The sequence below is a fragment of the Arthrobacter sp. Leaf337 genome (assembly GCF_001423745.1).
Classification (GTDB): domain Bacteria; phylum Actinomycetota; class Actinomycetes; order Actinomycetales; family Micrococcaceae; genus Arthrobacter.
Genome location: NZ_LMPC01000026.1, coordinates 166206 through 183733, shown reverse-complemented (window position 1 = coordinate 183733; position 17528 = coordinate 166206). Strand labels below are relative to the sequence as shown.

Sequence of the window (17528 nt, the reverse complement as noted above, 5' to 3'; positions counted from 1 at the left end):
CCCCGGCCGTTAGGAAACTGTGCAGGCTATCAACGACTTCATTCTCGCGGCGGCGGGGCAGCCCTGGGTGCTCTTCCTGGTGCTGGCTTGCTGCGTGATCGACGGGTTCTTCCCGCCGATCCCCAGCGAGTCGGTAGTCGTGGGCCTGGCGGCCGTGGCAGCGACCGCGGACGTCCCCAATCCCTGGCTGCTGATGCTCGTGGCCGCGCTGGGTGCCTTCAGCGGCGACAACATCGCCTACCTGATCGGTCGCAAGGTGGGTACCCGCAGGTGGGGGTGGATGCGCGGCCCGCGAATGCAGACCGCCTTCCACTGGGCCGGGAATGAACTGAGGAAACGGCCGGCGTCCCTGGTACTCGTGGCCCGCTTCGTCCCGATCGGACGGGTTGCCGTCAACCTGACGGCGGGTGCCACGCACTTCGCGCACCTGCGTTTCGTGGGCTTGACAGTATTGTCCGCAGCCCTGTGGTCCTCGTATTCAGTATCCATCGGCCTGTTTTTCGGGCAGTGGTTCGAAGACAACCACCTGCTGGGCGCCACCATCGCCATCGTCTGCGCGATCCTGCTCGGCATCATCGTGGACATCCTGATCAGCCGCCTCCGCGGCCGGCTGCCTGAGAAACCCGCGGAAGAATCAGCGGCAGGCCCCTGACCTGCTGTGGGGGCCGCCCTGCAAACTGCCGGGAGACACATGACGGCGGGTGAGCTTTCGCGGCTCTAGCGTAGCGGATTATGCCGCTGCCATGGGACACTAATAGCGATTTCCGTCACTTCATAGGAGCAGGGCCCCGCGTGGAATTTATCAATGAGGCAGTGCTCCATGCCGCAGGCCAATGGTGGATTTATCCCATCCTGCTGGTGTTCTTTTTTGTGGACGGTTTTGCGATGGTTGTCCCCAGCGAAACACTCATCGTGGCCCTTGCGGCGTTTTCACGCCAAAGCGGTGAACCCAATCTCTGGATCCTCGGCGCTACCGCCCTGGTCGGTGCCATCGCCGGAGACAACATGGCCTACATGCTCGGCCGGAAGATCGGGCTTGAACGCTGGCGCTGGATGCGGAAGCCCAAGGTTCAAAAGGTCTTTGCCTGGGCCCACTACGAGTTGGAGAAGCGCGGCGCCGTCCTGATCTTCACGGCCCGGTACATCCCGTGGGGCCGCGTGGCGGTCAACTACGTTGCCGGCACCACCGCTTTCCCGCACCGCAGGTTCTTCGTCCTGGATGCCTTTGCCTGTGTCACATGGGTGGGTTACTCAATTGGGATTGGCCTGCTCGCCAGCTCCTTCCCGTTGCTGCATGACAACCCGCTGCTCGGGGCCGGCATTGCCGTGGTGTTCGCCATCATCCTCGGCATCATCATCGACCACCTGCTGCGCTGGTGGCATAAGCGGCTGGGCCGCCACGATCATGTTGCATCCGGCCAGGAATCCGGTAAGGAATCAGCGGCAGAACAGGGTGCCCGTGCTGAGCGGGAGGCGGTGGTGGAGATCGCGCCGTTGGCCGTTCCCGCCGTCGTCGAAGTGGAAACGCGCCGCTGAACCGGGGCCGCCGCTAAAGCCACCGCTTTCCGGGTGGCGCCGGACGCCGTCCGACCCTAAGGTTGGTACGTGACTGAGCCTATTCTTGACGCTGCCCCTGCCATCGACTTCGACCTCAAGAGCCTCCCCAAGGTATCCCTGCACGACCACCTGGACGGCGGCCTGCGCCCGGCCACCATCATCGAACTGGCGGAAGCCGTGGGACACACATTGCCTTCCACCGATCCCGTGGCGCTAGGGGAGTGGTTCCGCGAATCCGCAGACTCCGGCTCCCTGGTCCGCTACCTCGAAACTTTTGACCACACGATCGCCGTGATGCAGACCAAAGAGGGCCTCTTCCGCGTGGCCAAGGAATTCGTGGAAGACCTTGCCGACGACGGCGTCGTGTACGGCGAAGTCCGCTGGGCACCGGAGCAGCACCTGCAGAAGGGCCTGACGCTGGACGAAGTGGTCGAGGCCATCCAGGAAGGGCTCGACGCCGGCGTGGACGCCGTCGCCGAAACCGGCCGGGAGATCCAGGTGGGCCAGCTCATCACCGCCATGCGCCACGCTGACCGCGGCCAGGAAATTGCCGAACTGGCCGTCCGCCACCGCAACAACGGGGCCGTGGGCTTCGACATCGCCGGAGCCGAAGACGGGTTCCTGCCGTCCCGCTTCCGTGATGCGTTCACATACCTCGCCCAGCACAATTTCCCCGCCACGGTCCACGCCGGCGAAGCAGCAGGCCTGGAAAGCATCCAGTCCGCCCTCGTTGACGGCCGGGCGCTGCGCCTCGGCCACGGCGTGCGCATCGCCGAGGACATCACCGTTGAGTTCGACGACGAAGACGCTGACGCAGAGACCGACGAAGCCGATGCCAACATCGGCATGGTCACCCTCGGCGAGCTCTCCAGCTGGATCCGCGACCGCGGCATCGCCCTGGAAATCTGCCCGTCCTCCAACCTCCAGACCGGCGCTATCGCAGGCTTCGGCGAAGGCATCGAAAGCCACCCGCTGGACATGCTGTACCAGCTTGGCTTCAACGTCACCATCAATACCGACAACCGCCTGATGAGCGGGGTGACGCTCACCGACGAATTCGAACTGCTCGTGGAGACGTTCGACTACGACCTGGACGACATCCTTGAGCTGACGCTCAATGCCGCCGAGGCCGCCTTCCTGCCGCTGGAGGAAAAGGAAGCACTCGTTGAGTACATCAACGACGCCTACGCCAATCTTGCCTAAGGAAGATTCCGTCCCGGTTTCCTCCCTGGTGGCCGTGATTGCCGCCCTCCGGGAGCACTGTCCCTGGATGGGGGCGCTGACCCACGAGTCACTGGTGGAGTACCTCCTTGAGGAGGCCTTTGAAGTAGCCGAAACAATCGAAACCGGCGCCGACGAGGCCGAGCTCCGAGGCGAGCTGGGCGACGTTCTGCTCCAGGTGGTGCTGCACGCCCGCCTCGCCGAGGAACGCGGCAGTTTCGGTTTCGACGACGTCGTCCGTGGCCTCACGGCTAAGATGATCCGCCGGAATCCGCACGTGTTCCGGCCGGACGGCTCGCTCCAGGACACTTTCCCGGCCAGCGTGGAGGAGATCGTCCGGAAATGGGACTCCATCAAGCGGGCCGAGAAACCGGAACGTGGTGATCCCTTCGAGGGAATTCCGCAAGGTCTCCCGGCCCTGGCCCGGGCCCAGAAGTCACTGGACCGGGCGGCAAGGGCCGGGTTTCGACGGGCTCAACGACCTATGGTTGAGCAGGCCAGTCCGGTGGTTGAGGATGTCCACCCGGTGGTTGAGCTGGTCGAAACCATGGACGCCGAGCAGCAACTCGGCGAGCTGCTGCTCGCCGTCGTGGCCGCTGCCCGGACCAGGGGTTTTGACGCCGAACGCGCCCTCCGCGCGGCAGTCCGGCAATATCAGGACAGCCACCGCCCCATTAACCCAGCTGCGCCACGGACGGGATCATGACGTCCGGGTGCTGGATAGGTTTCCGTAACCTGCACCACTCTCGACTACGCTAGTCCCTGACGAGGACGTCGAGTTTTTCCGCTAGTTTCCCAGTAAATCGCTTCACCATAAGGAGCATATTCATGGCGCTTATCGATGCCATTCACGCCCGCGAGATCCTCGATTCCCGTGGCAACCCGACCGTAGAAGTTGAAGTCCTGCTTTCCGATGGCCAGATCGGCCGCGCAGCAGTGCCCTCCGGCGCCTCCACCGGCGAACACGAGGCCGTGGAACTCCGCGATGGAGACAAGGGCCGCTACCTTGGCAAGGGCGTCCAGAAGGCCGTCGACGCCGTCATCGACCAGATCGCACCGGCACTGACCGGATTCGACGCCACGGACCAGCGCAGCATCGACCAGGCCATGATTGACCTGGACGGAACCCCCAACAAGGGCAAGCTCGGCGCCAACGCCATCCTGGGTGTTTCCCTGGCCGTGGCCAACGCCGCTGCAGCGTCCGCTGACCTGCCGCTGTACAAGTACCTGGGCGGCCCTAACGCGCATGTCCTGCCCGTTCCGCTGATGAACATCCTCAACGGCGGCTCGCACGCCGACTCCGACGTGGACATCCAGGAATTCATGATCGTCCCGATCGGCGCCGAGACCTTCTCCGAGGGCCTGCGCTGGGGTGTCGAGGTCTACCACAACCTCAAGTCCGTCCTGCAGGCCAAGGGCCTCTCCACCGGCCTGGGCGACGAAGGCGGCTTCGCGCCGAACCTGCCGTCCAACCGTGCCGCACTGGACCTGATCCAGGAAGCCATCAAGAACGCCGGCTACACCCCGGGCAAGGACATCGCCCTGGCCCTGGACGTCGCCTCCTCCGAGTTCTTCAAGGACGGCGCCTACCAGTTCGAAGGCAAGGCCCTTTCCGCCACCGAGATGAGCGCGTACTACGCCGAGCTCGTGGCCGACTACCCGCTGGTTTCCATCGAGGACCCGCTGGACGAGAACGACTGGGAAGGCTGGAAGACCCTCACCGACAGCATCGGTGACAAGGTCCAGCTCGTGGGCGATGACCTCTTCGTCACCAACCCGTCCATCCTGCAGCGCGGCATCGACACCAAGACCGCGAACTCGCTGCTCGTCAAGGTCAACCAGATCGGTTCCCTGACCGAGACGCTGGACGCCGTGTCGCTGGCCCAGCGTGCCGGTTACACCACCATCACCTCGCACCGCTCCGGCGAAACCGAGGACACCACCATTGCTGACATCTCCGTTGCCACCAACGCGGGACAGATCAAGACCGGCGCCCCGGCCCGCTCCGAGCGCGTCGCCAAGTACAACCAGCTGCTGCGCATCGAAGAGGAACTCGACGACGCCGCACGCTACGCCGGACGCAGCGCTTTCCCGCGTTTCAAGGGCTAGCATCCAAAAAAACAGCTGACCGGTGGCTATGGTTGAAAGACCATGGCCACCGGTTTTTGTTTGTGGTCCGCTTTTGAAGGAGTGTCATGGCCACCCGCCGTCCCAAGGTTCCCCGGGCTACGCCCGCGGCGCGTCAGTCAAAGGACGCCGACGACGGCGCTGACGTCATCCGCGCCGATTTCGGCGCGACGCGGCACCTGCCCGCTGCCGGGGAGGCGAAATCGCCCGCCGCGAACACACCGGCCGGGCGAGGGCCCGCTGCGCAAACGCCCGTGACCAAATCGCCCGCTGCACAAGGAAAGTCCACCACTGCCGGACGGCTGGGGGCTTCGGTCAAGGCCGGGGTTGCCGCCGGCAGACAGGCGGCCCGCCGTCCGGACGGCAGCAAGCAGCCCGGCCAATCCCCGGGTAGCGACGTCAGGGAAGGGGCGGATAACCAGGATCCGGTGCCTGCCAAGGCCTTTTCCGGCCGGATGCTGGCGCTGGCCGTCGTCATGATTGCCATCACCATCATGCTGGCCCCCACCGTCAAGATCTTCATCGACAAAAGGGCGGAGATCGCAGCACTGGAGGCGGATATCGCGGCACGGAAAGCGGAGCAGGAGGGACTGAAGCTCCAGGTCTCCCGGTGGCAGGACCCCAACTACGTGAAACAGCAGGCCCGCGACCGCATTAACATGGTTATGCCGGGAGAGACCGGCTACTGGGTGTTTGGCAGCGATCTGCCGGCCGGGACCGCCAGTGGCCAGGGCGGCACAGGATCAGCACAGGACCCGGCAAACCTGCCATGGGTGGACTCGCTTTGGGAGTCCATCAGGCGCTCGGCAACAGACTAGAGGCGGTGCCCTCCGCCGGCTTTCCCACGGGTCAGCCTCCAAGGGCAGGAAGGCGGCCGCGCCAGTGGACCAGCAAGCAGTAGGCGACAACGCTCCGGACGGGCATCCGGCAAGAAACGAGGCCTCGACCGTGCCCGGGTACAGCCACCCGTCCGCCCGCGACCTGGACGTCCTGAGCCGCCAGTTGGGGCGTCCCGTGCGCGACGTCGTCGAAATTCCCGCCCGCTGTGTCTGCGGCAACCCCTTGGTCGCGGCGACGTCGCCGCGGCTCAGCAACGGAACCCCGTTCCCCACCACGTTCTACCTGACCCACCCGGTCATCACATCCGCGGTGTCGCGCCTTGAGGCAGCCGGCCTGATGAACCGGATGAACGAACGCCTGGCCGGGGACTCCGGACTCGCCGCCAGCTACCGTGCCGCCCACGATGCGTATCTGGTTTCCCGTGCGGAAATCGGCGAGCGGTCCGGCATCGGCGCCGTGCCCGAGATTGACGGCATCTCTGCCGGCGGCATGCCCACCCGGGTCAAGTGCCTTCATGTCCTGGTGGGCCATTCTCTTGCTGCCGGTCCCGGAGTCAATCCGCTGGGCGATGAAGCACTCGAGGCCATCAGCGAATGGTGGACCGCGGACCGTTGCTACTGCGACGGCGCGTGGGACACCGGCGGGGAAGCGCCCTCACGGGACCTCAGCCGGCACGGGCCGCAGGGCCTGCCCGAGATCGTGGGCCGTCCGGCACCCGCGCGCAACACGCAGCGGAACGCTGAAGAGAACTACGCTGAAGAGCAAACTGACAACTCCACGGAGGCCGCCAAGTGACCCGCGTTGCCGCCATCGACTGCGGAACCAATTCCATCCGGCTCCTGATCGCCGACGTGGCCGGGAACGGGAGCAGCCCGAAGCTGACCGACGTTGTGCGCGAAATGCGTGTGGTCCGGCTGGGCCAGGGCGTGGACGCAACCGGAGAGCTGGCCCAGGAAGCCCTGGACCGGACCTTCGCAGCCACTACCGACTACGCCGCGCTCATCCGCGAACACGGGGCCGGGAAGGTCCGCTTCGTTGCCACCTCCGCCACGCGCGACGCCAGCAACCGCAAGGTATTCGTGGACGGCATCCGCGAGATTCTCGGCGTGGAACCTGAAGTGATTACCGGCGACGAAGAGGCTGCCCTGTCCTTCGCCGGTGCCAGCAGTGTACTTCCGTCCCGCGGCACCGACCCTGTCCTTGTGGTGGATCTCGGCGGTGGAAGCACCGAATTCGTGCTCGGTGACGCCAACGGCGTCATCGCCGCCAAGTCCGTTGACGTCGGCTGCGTCCGGATGACGGAACGCCACCTCCGCAACGACCCGCCGTCGCCGGAGCAGGTCACTGCGGCGGAAGCCGACGTCGACGCCGCCATCAGCGAGGCGGGACTGGCCGTTCCGCTGGACCGCACCACCGTCGTCGTCGGCGTGGCGGGGTCCGTCACCACCATTACGGCCCACGCGCTCCGGTTGCCGGAATACTCGCCTGCGGCAATCCACGGCGCGGAGCTGCCTCTTGAGGCTTTTGGCGAGGCGTGCACGGATCTGCTCGGGATGACTAAGGCCGAACGGGCCGGACTTCCCTACATGCATCCGGGCCGGGTGGACGTCATCGGTGCCGGCGGACTGGTCTGGCGGCGCGTGCTGGAGCGCCTCGCTGAAGTAACGGAGGGAAGGATCACTTCGGCTGTCGCCAGCGAACACGATATTCTCGACGGAATTGCCCTGAGCATCAGCTAGACGTGGCATCAGCTCATGACTTCGCACGTACAGCCGATTGGACCCGAATGACCAGAGCAACAACCCGCTGGGGCCGGATGGCCTCTGCCGTGACTGCAATTGCCCTGGCCACAGGCAGCCTGGCGACGTCGCTGATCGCTGCACCGGAAGCCCGTGCGGATTCATGGCGGGACAAGCAGTACTGGCTGGCCGAGTCCGGCATCACCAAGGCATGGGAGGTTTCCAAGGGCGCCAACGTCAAAGTTGCCGTCATCGACAGCGGCGTGGATGCCAAGCACCCCGATCTGAAGGGCGCCGTGGTGGGCGGGAGCGACGCCTCCGGGGCAGGCAGCGCGGACGGGCAGAAGAGCATCGGCTCGAAGCCTGAGCACGGCACACTGGTGGCAACCATGCTGGCCGGCCGCGGGCACCAGCCGCCGAAGTCCACGGCGAGCCCCGCACCCGGCGCCACTGCTGCACCCGGCCCCGACGGAATCGTAGGCGTGGCTCCGGAAGCGCAGATCCTGTCAGTGTCCACGTGGCTTGGTTCCCAGAACCCCGGCGGGAAGACCGACCAGGAACAGATTCCGGCGGCCGTCCGCTGGGCCGTGGACAACGGCGCGCGCGTGATCAACATTTCGCTGGGCAGCACCTCGCCCGAATGGCCGCAGAGCTGGGACGCAGCGTTCCTCTATGCCGAGCAAAAGGACGTGGTCATCGTGGCCGCCGCGGGCAACCGGGTGGGCGGCAACGTCCAGGTCGGAGCGCCGGCAACCATCCCGGGCGTCCTGACCGTGGCGGGCCTGAACCGCGAGGGTGCCGCCAGCATCGATTCGTCCTCCCAGGGCATCAGCATTGGCGTGGCCGCACCGGCCGAAAACCTGATCGGCGGGATGCCCGGGGACGGCTATGCGGAATGGGCCGGCACATCCGGCGCCACACCGATTGTGTCCGGCGTGGCGGCGCTGATCCGTTCCAAATGGCCGGAGATGTCGGCCAGTCAGGTCATCAACAGGATTGTCACCACGGCCAAGGATGCCGGGGCGCCGGGCAAGGACCCCATCTACGGGTTCGGCGTGCTCAACGCGGAAGCCGCGCTAAAGGAGGATGTGCCCGAAACGAAGGTGAATCCGCTGGGTACCGTGGCCGACTGGATCAGGATCCACCGTCGGGGCGAGGCGGCCGCAACCGCCCCCGCCGCAGAGCCCGCCGACAGCCCCACCAGCGCGCCTCCCACACTGCCCGTGGCCACGGTACCGGTGGCTGAGGCGCCGTCCCAGCTGGACAGCGCCGTGCCGGCCGTGGTGGTCATCGGCTTCGGGCTGCTGTTCGCGGGCATCATCGGGGGCGCCGCATTCCAGCTGCGGCGGGCCACTAGGAACCCCGGAAATGTGCCCGACGAGCCGGAGACCGGGGTACTGGACAAGGTGGACTCGAACGGAACGTAACGGCGACGATTTAGTTAGTGAAGATTTTCACAAACTACTGTATTCTTGAGTCATGGCAACAACCCCACAGCTCCAGGACCGTCCCAGGGTACTCGTCGTCGGCGGCGGGTACGTCGGCCTGTACGTAGCCCTCAAACTGCAGAACAAGATCGCGAATGCCGGTGGCATCGTCACCGTCGTTGATCCGCTGCCCTACATGACTTACCAGCCCTTCCTGCCGGAAGTTGCCGGCGGAAACATCGAGGCGCGCCACGCTGTCGTCTCGCACCGTCAGCACCTGAAGCAGACGGAACTTATCCAGGGCCGCGTCACCTCGATCGACCATGCCAACCGGACCGCCGTGGTTGCCCCGTCCGACGGCGGACCGAACTTTGAGGTGCCCTATTTCGACGTCGTCATGGCCGCAGGCGCCATCACCCGCACGTTCCCCATCAAGGGCCTGGCGGACAAGGGCATCGGCCTGAAGACCATCGAGGAAGCCGTTGCGCTGCGCAACAAGGTCCTCGAGCGGATTGAAGCCGGTTCCACCATCACCGATCCCGCAGAGCGCGCCCGTGCCCTCACCTTCGTGGTGGTTGGCGGCGGCTTCGCCGGCATCGAGTGCATCACCGAGATGGAAGACCTCGCCCGTGCGGCGGTCAAGAACAACCCCCGCGTCAAGCAGGAGGAAGTCCGCTTCGTCCTGGTCGAAGCCATGGGCCGCATCATGCCCGAGGTCACGGCCAAGCAGGCCGACTGGGTTGTGGAGCACCTGCGCAGCCGAGGCATCGAGGTCCTGCTGAACACCTCGCTGGACAATGCCGAGGGTTCCCTGAAGCTCATCAACCTTCCGGACAAAACCCCCGCCCAGGAATTCGAGGCGGACACCCTTGTCTGGACTGCCGGTGTGCAGGCGAACCCGATGGTCCGCTCCACCGACTTCCCGCTGGAGCCGCGCGGACGCGTCCGCGTTCTTCCGGACCTGCGCGTCGCAGGCGACGAAGGCATTATTGAGAACGCCTGGGCCGCCGGCGATATCGCCGCCGTTCCGGACCTCACGGGCAGCGGCCTGCCCGACGGTACCTGCGTGCCGAACGCGCAGCACGCCCTTCGCCAGGCCAAGCGCCTCGCAAAGAACCTGTGGGCCTCCCGCTGGGACAAGGAGCTCAAGGACTACAAGCACAAGAACCTGGGCGCCGTTGCAGGCTTCGGCGAATGGAAGGGCGTTGCCAACATCAACCTCCTGGGCCGCATCGGGCTCAAGGGTCCGCTGGCCTGGCTGGCGCACCGTGGTTACCACGGCATGGCCATGCCCACGTTCGAGCGCAAGTTCCGCGTGATTTTCAACTGGATCCTGAGCTTCTTTGTTGGCCGCGACACCACCCAGCTGATCGACCTGGAGAACCCGCGCGGAGCCTTCGTATCCGCAGCCGCTCCGGCGCCCAAGCCGGCTGCTGCTCCGGCCGCACCGGCGGCTGACAAGCCGGCCGAATCCGGCAGCAACAGCGGTCAGAAGCAGACCGTCTCGGCTGACACCAAGTAGCTGCGCAACTCCGTCAGCGGCGGCCGTTCCCCCCGGGGAACGGCCGCCGCTGTTGTTTAATGGCTCAATGACTGGTGAAAAGGACATCCGGACCCTGCTGGCATCCATCCATCCCGTGCTGCGCGAGGGGGAATATGTATATGTCCTGTGGCCGTACGGCCGGCCCCTCGTGCCGGGCATCGAAGCTGCCGTCCGGGAAGCGGAAGGGCTCACGGTAGTGCTGCCCCGGGCCGAAGCGGACAGGCTGAAGCTGCGCTACGACTTTGTAGCCGCCTGGATCACGCTTCAGGTGCATTCGTCACTTGAAGCTGTCGGACTGACAGCGGCCGTCAGCGCGGCGCTTACCGACGCCCGCATCAGCTGCAACGTCCTCGCCGGGTTCCATCACGACCATCTCCTGGTTCCGGTGGCCGACGCCGACCGCGCCCTGGAAATACTGCACGAACTTGCCGCCCAGAGCTCCGACCAGCCCGCGCCCGCTCCCGCACTCGTCCTGCGTACCGAACAGTCGGCGGACAGGCCGGCGATCCTGGAACTCACGGCGGCGGCTTTCTCGGTGTCGCCGGCAACGGGGCTGCCCGTGGACGGCGAACCGGTGGAAGTGGGGTTGCTGAAGCAGTTGTTCGACTGTGACGAGTACCTGCCTGAGTTCAGCATCGTTGCGGAACAGAACGGCGAAGTCGTGGGCCACGTGATCAGCACCCGGGGCTGGGTGGGGGACCTTGAGCTGCTGGGCCTCGGCCCCATCGGCGTGGTGCCGCGGTTGCAGCGGCACGGCATCGGTTCGGCCCTCATCCAGGAAACCGTGGCCCGCGCGAATGCCGCGGGGGAGAGGGGCATCGCTTTGCTGGGCGGCCCGGAGTACTACTCCCGTTTCGGCTTTGTGCCGTCGGTCTCGCTGGGCATCGACCCTCCGACGGCCGAGTGGGGGGACTCGTTCCAGGTGCTCCCGCTCGCTGTCTGGCCCGGAGGCATCCACGGGACGTTCCGGTACGCCGCGCCCTTTGAGCGGCTCTGACGGGATACCATTGACCGGGCGCCCCAGTAGCCCAATTGGCAGAGGCAGCGGACTTAAAATCCGCGTGTTGTGGGTTCGAGTCCCACCTGGGGTACAACTTTTCTTTTCCATGCCCCGTGGTGTCCCATATGCAACGACTGTTATAAGGATGTGACCATAGTCACTTATGTTCGCGGGGAATTTGCACTAGCTTGAATCTAAATCAGGTACACCTGGTAATTCGCATCAAAGGCCGTTCGCACCTTTCGATCGAGGAGACTCTCAATGATTTCACTCCCCCAGGCGGCGCCGCGTGTCGCTAAGCTCACAGCGCTTAGCATCGGCGTCGCCCTTCTGGCTACGGCTTGTGGCGGCTCGTCCACCCCGAGTTCGACAGGCTCCACCACTCCCGCAGCATCCGGAATTGCCTGCCCGGCGCCGAGCGCCAGCGGCAGTGCCACCACCGGAGCAGGCGCAGGCGGCTCGGTTCCGGCCTCGACCACCACAACCGACACACCCCTCAAGATTGGATCGCTCCTGCCGACAACGGGGTCGCTGGCGTTCCTCGGCCCGCCCGAAATTGCCGGTGTCAACCTTGGCATCAAGGAAGTCAATGACGCAGGGGGCGTACTGGGCAAGCCCGTCGAGGTGATCCACCGCGACTCCGGTGACACCAAGACGGACATCGCCACCCAGTCCACCACGGCGCTGCTTGGCAGCGGTGTCAGCGCCATCATCGGCGCTGCTTCCTCGGGCGTTTCCAAAACCGTCATCAACCAGATCACGGGCGCCGGCGTCATCCAGTTCTCGCCTGCGAACACGTCTCCTGACTTCACCACCTGGGATGACAAGGGCCTCTACTGGCGCACGGCTCCTTCGGATGTGCTGCAGGGCAAGGTGCTCGGCAACTACATGGCTACCTGTGGTGCCCAGACCGTCGGCATGATCGTCCTGAACGACGCCTACGGCACGGGCCTGGCAAAGAACGTCAAGTCTGCGTTCGAAGCCGCCGGCGGCAAGGTCGTTGCCGAGGAGCTCTTCAACGAAGGCGACTCGCAGTTCAGCAGCCAGGTGGATAAAGTCATCGCAGCCAAGCCTGACGCCATTGCCCTGATCACCTTCGACCAGGCCAAGAGCATCGTCCCCCTGATGACCGGCAAGGGCATCAAGGCAACCCAGATGTTCCTGGTGGACGGCAACACGTCGGACTACAGCAAGGACTTCCAGGCGGGCACGCTGAAGGGCGCCCAGGGCACCATCCCAGGCACGTTCGCCAAGGACGACTTCAAAAAGAAGCTGCTGGCCATTGACCCGGCCCTGAAGGACTACAGCTACGCTGGCGAGTCCTACGATGCCGTCAACCTGATTGCACTGGCAGCCGAGGCCGCGAAGAGCACCAAGGGCACCGACGTCGCCAAGCAGCTCAAGGCAGTCTCTGAAGCCGGGGAGAAGTGCACCGACTTCGCATCCTGCGTGACACTGCTCCGCAACGGCAAGGACATCGACTACGACGGCCAGTCCGGTCCGGTGACCTTCTCCGACGCAGGCGACCCGACGGAGGCTTACATCGGCATCTACGAGTACCAGGATGACAACACCTACAAGCCGTCCAAGGAAGAATTCGGCAAGCTGTAAAAGCCGACTCAACCTAGATAGCACGAAAGCCCCCGTCCAACCGGACGGGGGCTTTCTGTTGCCCGGGGAGCGCCCTAGGTAGCCTCCTTCAGCATCCTTCAAGCGCCCCGCGAAGGCAGCACACGGCCCGGGCACGCAGAAGGGCCGCCACCGGACGGTGACGGCCCTTCTGCGGCTCCTGGTGGCGGCTTAGACCTCGTCCGCCAGGGTGCCGAGGTACAGCTGAATCACCTTGGGGTCCTTCATGAGTTCCCGGCCGGTGCCCGTGTAAGCGTCCTTGCCTTGGTCCAGCACATAGGCACGGTCGCAGATCTGCAGGCAACGGCGGGCGTTCTGCTCCACCATGATGACTGAAACGCCGGCCCGGTTGATCTCGTGGACCCGCAGGAAGGTTTCGTCCTGTTTGACGGGGGAGAGGCCTGCCGACGGCTCATCGAGCAGCAGCACGGCGGGTTCCATCATCAGCGCTCGTCCCATCGCCACCATCTGGCGTTCACCGCCGGACAGCGAGCCGGCCCGCTGGGCGCGTCGCTTGCCGAGCTCCGGGAAGAGGCTGGTGACGAAGTCGAACCGTTCCGCGAAATCCTTGGGCCGCTGGAACATGCCCATCTGCATGTTCTCTTCGATGGTCAACGTGGCGAACACGTTGTTGTTCTGCGGGACGAAGCCCACACCCTTGGACACGAGCTTGTTGGCCTTGAGCCCGGTGATGTCCTGGCCCCGGACCACCACGGACCCTGAGTGAACTTTCACCAGGCCGAACATGGCCTTCAGGAGCGTGGACTTGCCGGCGCCGTTGGGCCCGATGATGCCGATCAGTTCACCCTTGCGGGCCTCGATGCTGCAGCCGTTGAGGATGTTCACGCCGGGGAGGTAGCCCGCCACCAGGTCGGTGACCTTGACGACGGATTCATCCGCTGCGGCTGGTGTGGCGGCCGCGGCAGCACTGGTGGCGCTCATTCGGTGTCCTTCTTCCTGGTTTCGGGCGTCACCGTGTCAGCGTCCGTTTCAGGGGCGATGACGTCGACGGCGATGATGCCGGCGTTCTCGGTGCCCACGATGGACTCCTCGTCGGCCACGAGCTCGGCAGCCAGTTCCTTGATGCCTTCAGCGTCGCCCAGATCCACGTCGTGGTGGGCGCCCAGGTAGGCATCGATCACGGCCGGGTTTTTCATGACCTCAACCGGCGGGCCTTCGGCAACGATCTTGCCCTCGGCCATCACCACAACCCAGTCGGCGATGTGGCGAACCATGTTCATATCGTGCTCGACGAAAAGCACGGTCATGCCTTCCGCTTTGAGGTTCTTGATGTGGTCAAGGAGTGACTGGGTCAGCGCGGGGTTGACGCCAGCCATGGGCTCGTCCAGCATCACAAGCTTGGGCCTGACCATCAGCGACCGCGCCATCTCGAGCAGCTTGCGCTGGCCGCCGGACAACGACGCCGCGTAGTCGTCCTTCTTCGCGTCCAGTTTGAACTTCTCCAGCAGGACGTTCGCCTGTGCTGTGATTTCCTTTTCCCGGCCGCCCCACATGCCCTTGAACAGCGCCTTGGAGAGCCGCTCACCGGGCTGTTCCGAACCGCCCAACCGCATGTTCTCCATGACGGTCAGTTTGCCCATCACCTTGGTCAGCTGGAAGGTGCGGACCATGCCCATCCGGGCCACCTTGTAGGGGGAGACGCCCGCGAGGCTGTTGCCTTCAAACTGCCACTTGCCGGAGTTCGGCGTGTCAAAGCCGGTCAGCAGGTTGAACAGGGTGGTCTTGCCGGCGCCGTTGGGTCCGATCAGCGCAGTGATTTTGTGCCGGGGGATCTCAAGGTATTCGACGTCGACGGCGTTGATGCCGCCGAAGCTGCGGGTGACGTTTTCGGCGACGACGATCGGATCCCGCTTCTTGCAGCCCGGAGCTGTTTCGCCGGCGGCGATCGGCCGGGTGTCCGTCATGTAATCGATGTTTTCGGTACTACCCGTGCCTTTTGCTGTTGGCACATTATGTTGCTCACTCATGCGAACGCCAACTCCTTTTTGTTGCCGAAGACGCCCTGGGGCCGGAAGATCATCAGCAGCATCAGGGCGACACCCACCAGGATGTAACGCAGCTGCCCGGCCTGGACCGTGTTCAGCCACGTCACAGCGCCGGATTCAATCAAGCCGTAGAGGATGCCCTGGGTGAGCGAAAGCACCACCCAGAAGATCATGGCGCCCACGACGGGGCCGAGCACCGTTCCGAGGCCGCCCAGCAGCAGGCACGTGTACAGGAAGAACGTCAGTTCAGTCCCGTAGTTGGCTGGCTGGACTGCACCGCGGGGAAGGGTGAAGATCATGCCGGCGAGGGCGCCCAGGACGCCGCCGATGACCAGCGCCTGCATCTTGTAGGCGTAGACGTTCTTGCCCAGCGAGCGGACGGCGTTCTCGTCTTCGCGGATACCCTTGAGGACGCGTCCCCACGGGCTCCGCATCAGGAGCCACACCAGGGTGCAGCAGATGATCACAAGTCCCCAGCCCACAACGCGGATGAAGAAGTCCCTGTTGTTCATGCCGAAGTAGGAACCGTCCGGGAACGGGTTCATGGCATAGAACCCGCCTTCGAAGGCGGCCAGGCCGTTGGCCGACCCGGTGACGGACGTCAGCTGGTTGGTGGTGACGATGTACCGGACGATTTCCGCCGCCGCGATGGTCACGATGGCAAGGTAGTCGGCACGCAGGCGCAGGGTCGGGATACCCAGGAGCAGCGCGAAGATCGCCGAGCAGATGACGGCGATCAGCAGGCCGACGAAGAACGGCACGCCGAAAGTCAGCGTGGAGATGGCGAAGCCGTAGGCGCCTACCGCCATGAAGCCGGCCTGCCCGAAGTTCAGCAGGCCCGAGTAGCCGAAGTGAACGGCGAGGCCGAGGGCGGCAAGCGCGTACGCCGCCGTCGTCGGGCTGAACAGTTCACCGGCAGCGCTGGAAAAAATGAATCCCAAGTCCATGGCTGTCTCCTAACCCACGCGCTCGCGTCGGCCCAGGATGCCCTGCGGCCGGAACAAGAGGACAACAATCATGATGAACAGTGCTCCCACATATTTGAGGTCGGCGGCTAGGCCGAACACGGTGGTCAGCTCCACGAAGATGCCGACGATGATGGATCCGATCAGTGCACCGAAAACGGTGCCGAGGCCGCCCAGGGTCACACCCGCGAAGATAAGCAGCAGGATCTGTGAGCCCATGTCGAACGTGACGCCGGGCCGGTAGTAGGCCCAGAGGATGCCGCCGAGGGAGGCGAGCATGCCGCCGGCCACCCAGACAATCCGGATGACGTTGTCCACGTCGATGCCGGAGGCTGCCGCGAGGGCGGGGTTGTCGGCTACTGCACGGGTGGCCTTGCCAAGACGGGTCTTGAGCAGGATGAACCCGATCAGTGCGATCACGACGGCACTGATGACGAGCGACCACAGGTTGTTTGGCGAGATGGACACCGGGCCGATCTGGATCTCGGAGCTCTGGGCGTACGGCAGCTGCTGGGTGGATCCGCCGAAGTAGAACTGAATGACGTAGCGGACTGCCAGCGCAAGGCCGATGCTGACGATCATCATGGGGACCAGGCCGGTCCCGCGGCGCCGCAGCGGCTTCCACAGCCCGGCATCCTGGACATAGCCGAACAGGCCGCCGCCCAGTAGGGCAAGGACCACCGCCAGCCAGAACGGAAGGCTCATGGCATTGAAGGCGAAGACCAGCACCGCACCGAACGTCACCATTTCGCCATGGGCAAAGTTGGTGAGGCCGGTTGTTCCGAAGATCAACGAGAGTCCGACCGAGGCCAAGGCCAGAAGAAGGCCGAAGCTAAGCCCGGCTACGAGCCGGTTGAGCAGGTTCTGGCCGAAGTCCTGTTGCTGGACCACGATGCCTTTTCCAAAGGCGAAGATCACTGACAGGTTGGATGTCTGGCTGAACGTGACCTTTCGTGGATTTTCCTGGCCGTCGGCGAGCTTGATGCCTTCGGGGAGAGTGGATTCGTCGAGTTCCACTTCGTAAGTGCCCTGGACCGGAACTCCGATGGTCCACGAGCCGTTGGCGCCTGATTTTGCGGTCCCGGTGAAATCGCCGCTCTTGGCGGTGATCGTAACGTCAGCGATAGGTGCACGTGCATCGTCCCGAAGGAAGCCGCTGATGCTGTTCTGGAACTGCTGGTTCGACGGGGATGGTGTCGGTGAGGGGGTGGTGGCCTGCGATGCCGGGGCAACGACGAGGAGAATTGCAACGACAGCGGCAAATACGGCCCCCATCGTCTTCAGCAATCCGCCGCGCCGTCTGTGCGACAGGCCTCTCGTTGTGCTTCTCAAAATGAAAACCTCCACATGGGGGTGGACTGGGTTGCGCCTTTACAACCACTGCGAACGGTGCGGGGGACGTAGTCGTGGCGCCAAATATGCGGTAGCTAAACCGAATACCTTGTGATGTCAGTCACCCTGCTTGGGCTTATGT

General features: G+C 64.7%; 16 protein-coding genes and 1 tRNA gene. 13 read left to right on the top strand and 4 right to left on the bottom strand.

Going from position 1 to position 17528, the window contains the following annotated elements; genetic code table 11:
* Positions 1-19 precede the first annotated feature (19 nt).
* The 13 genes from ASF98_RS16975 (at position 20) to ASF98_RS16915 (ending at position 13065) form a co-directional block, all read left to right on the top strand.
* The gene (locus ASF98_RS16975) at positions 20-652 is read left to right on the top strand and encodes a DedA family protein (protein WP_055804137.1); all 633 of its coding nucleotides are present in this window, start codon (positions 20-22) and stop codon (positions 650-652) included.
* Positions 653-792: 140 nt separating this feature from the next.
* Complete coding sequence (locus tag ASF98_RS16970; RefSeq protein WP_055804134.1) at positions 793-1536, top strand: DedA family protein; 744 nt, start codon at positions 793-795, stop codon at positions 1534-1536.
* Between the two features lie 69 nt (positions 1537-1605).
* Positions 1606-2760: an adenosine deaminase gene (locus ASF98_RS16965; protein ID WP_055804132.1), complete on the top strand. Its 1155-nt coding sequence runs from the start codon at positions 1606-1608 to the stop codon at positions 2758-2760.
* Between the two features lie 67 nt (positions 2761-2827).
* On the top strand, positions 2828-3484 hold the full coding sequence (locus tag ASF98_RS16960; protein ID WP_235506061.1) for a MazG family protein: 657 nt from the start codon (positions 2828-2830) through the stop codon (positions 3482-3484).
* 122 nt (positions 3485-3606) lie between these two features.
* Positions 3607-4887 (top strand): phosphopyruvate hydratase, encoded by a 1281-nt coding sequence (gene eno / locus ASF98_RS16955; protein ID WP_055804127.1) that lies wholly within the window; start codon positions 3607-3609, stop codon positions 4885-4887.
* An 86-nt stretch (positions 4888-4973) separates the two neighbouring features.
* Positions 4974-5723: an FtsB family cell division protein gene (locus ASF98_RS16950; RefSeq protein ID WP_055804124.1), complete on the top strand. Its 750-nt coding sequence runs from the start codon at positions 4974-4976 to the stop codon at positions 5721-5723.
* A 130-nt stretch (positions 5724-5853) separates the two neighbouring features.
* Positions 5854-6540 carry a DUF501 domain-containing protein gene (locus tag ASF98_RS16945; protein ID WP_055804371.1) on the top strand — a complete coding sequence of 229 codons (687 nt, stop codon included), beginning with the start codon at positions 5854-5856 and terminating at the stop codon, positions 6538-6540.
* Positions 6537-7484 carry a Ppx/GppA phosphatase family protein gene (locus ASF98_RS16940; RefSeq protein WP_055804121.1) on the top strand — a complete coding sequence of 316 codons (948 nt, stop codon included), beginning with the start codon at positions 6537-6539 and terminating at the stop codon, positions 7482-7484. Before ASF98_RS16945 ends, ASF98_RS16940 begins: the two co-directional genes overlap by 4 nt.
* 47 nt (positions 7485-7531) lie before the next feature.
* A complete protein-coding gene (locus ASF98_RS16935) occupies positions 7532-8911 on the top strand; it encodes a S8 family serine peptidase (RefSeq protein ID WP_235506058.1) in 1380 nt (459 codons plus the stop codon).
* A 52-nt stretch (positions 8912-8963) separates the two neighbouring features.
* Positions 8964-10433, top strand: coding sequence for an NAD(P)/FAD-dependent oxidoreductase (locus ASF98_RS16930; protein WP_055804115.1), 1470 nt, complete (start codon positions 8964-8966; stop codon positions 10431-10433).
* 67 nt (positions 10434-10500) lie between these two features.
* Positions 10501-11451 carry an N-acetyltransferase gene (locus ASF98_RS16925; RefSeq protein WP_055804112.1) on the top strand — a complete coding sequence of 317 codons (951 nt, stop codon included), beginning with the start codon at positions 10501-10503 and terminating at the stop codon, positions 11449-11451.
* 20 nt (positions 11452-11471) lie between these two features.
* A tRNA-Leu gene (locus tag ASF98_RS16920) sits at positions 11472-11545 on the top strand.
* A 170-nt stretch (positions 11546-11715) separates the two neighbouring features.
* Positions 11716-13065: an ABC transporter substrate-binding protein gene (locus ASF98_RS16915; RefSeq protein ID WP_055804108.1), complete on the top strand. Its 1350-nt coding sequence runs from the start codon at positions 11716-11718 to the stop codon at positions 13063-13065.
* Positions 13066-13254: 189 nt separating this feature from the next.
* Here ASF98_RS16915 and ASF98_RS16910 read toward each other — a convergent pair whose 3' ends face one another.
* From ASF98_RS16910 to ASF98_RS16895, 4 genes are read right to left on the bottom strand one after another with little or no spacing between them, the layout of a single operon-like run.
* Positions 13255-14025 (bottom strand): ABC transporter ATP-binding protein, encoded by a 771-nt coding sequence (locus tag ASF98_RS16910; protein WP_055804107.1) that lies wholly within the window; start codon positions 14023-14025, stop codon positions 13255-13257.
* Positions 14022-15071: an ABC transporter ATP-binding protein gene (locus ASF98_RS16905; protein ID WP_055804104.1), complete on the bottom strand. Its 1050-nt coding sequence runs from the start codon at positions 15069-15071 to the stop codon at positions 14022-14024. Before ASF98_RS16905 ends, ASF98_RS16910 begins: the two co-directional genes overlap by 4 nt.
* Positions 15068-16036, bottom strand: coding sequence for a branched-chain amino acid ABC transporter permease (locus ASF98_RS16900; protein ID WP_055804102.1), 969 nt, complete (start codon positions 16034-16036; stop codon positions 15068-15070). The genes ASF98_RS16905 and ASF98_RS16900 overlap by 4 nt, the downstream gene beginning before the upstream one ends.
* Positions 16037-16045: 9 nt before the next feature.
* Complete coding sequence (locus ASF98_RS16895) at positions 16046-17329, bottom strand: branched-chain amino acid ABC transporter permease (RefSeq protein ID WP_028270464.1); 1284 nt, start codon at positions 17327-17329, stop codon at positions 16046-16048.
* Between the last annotated feature and the right edge of the window lie 199 nt (positions 17330-17528).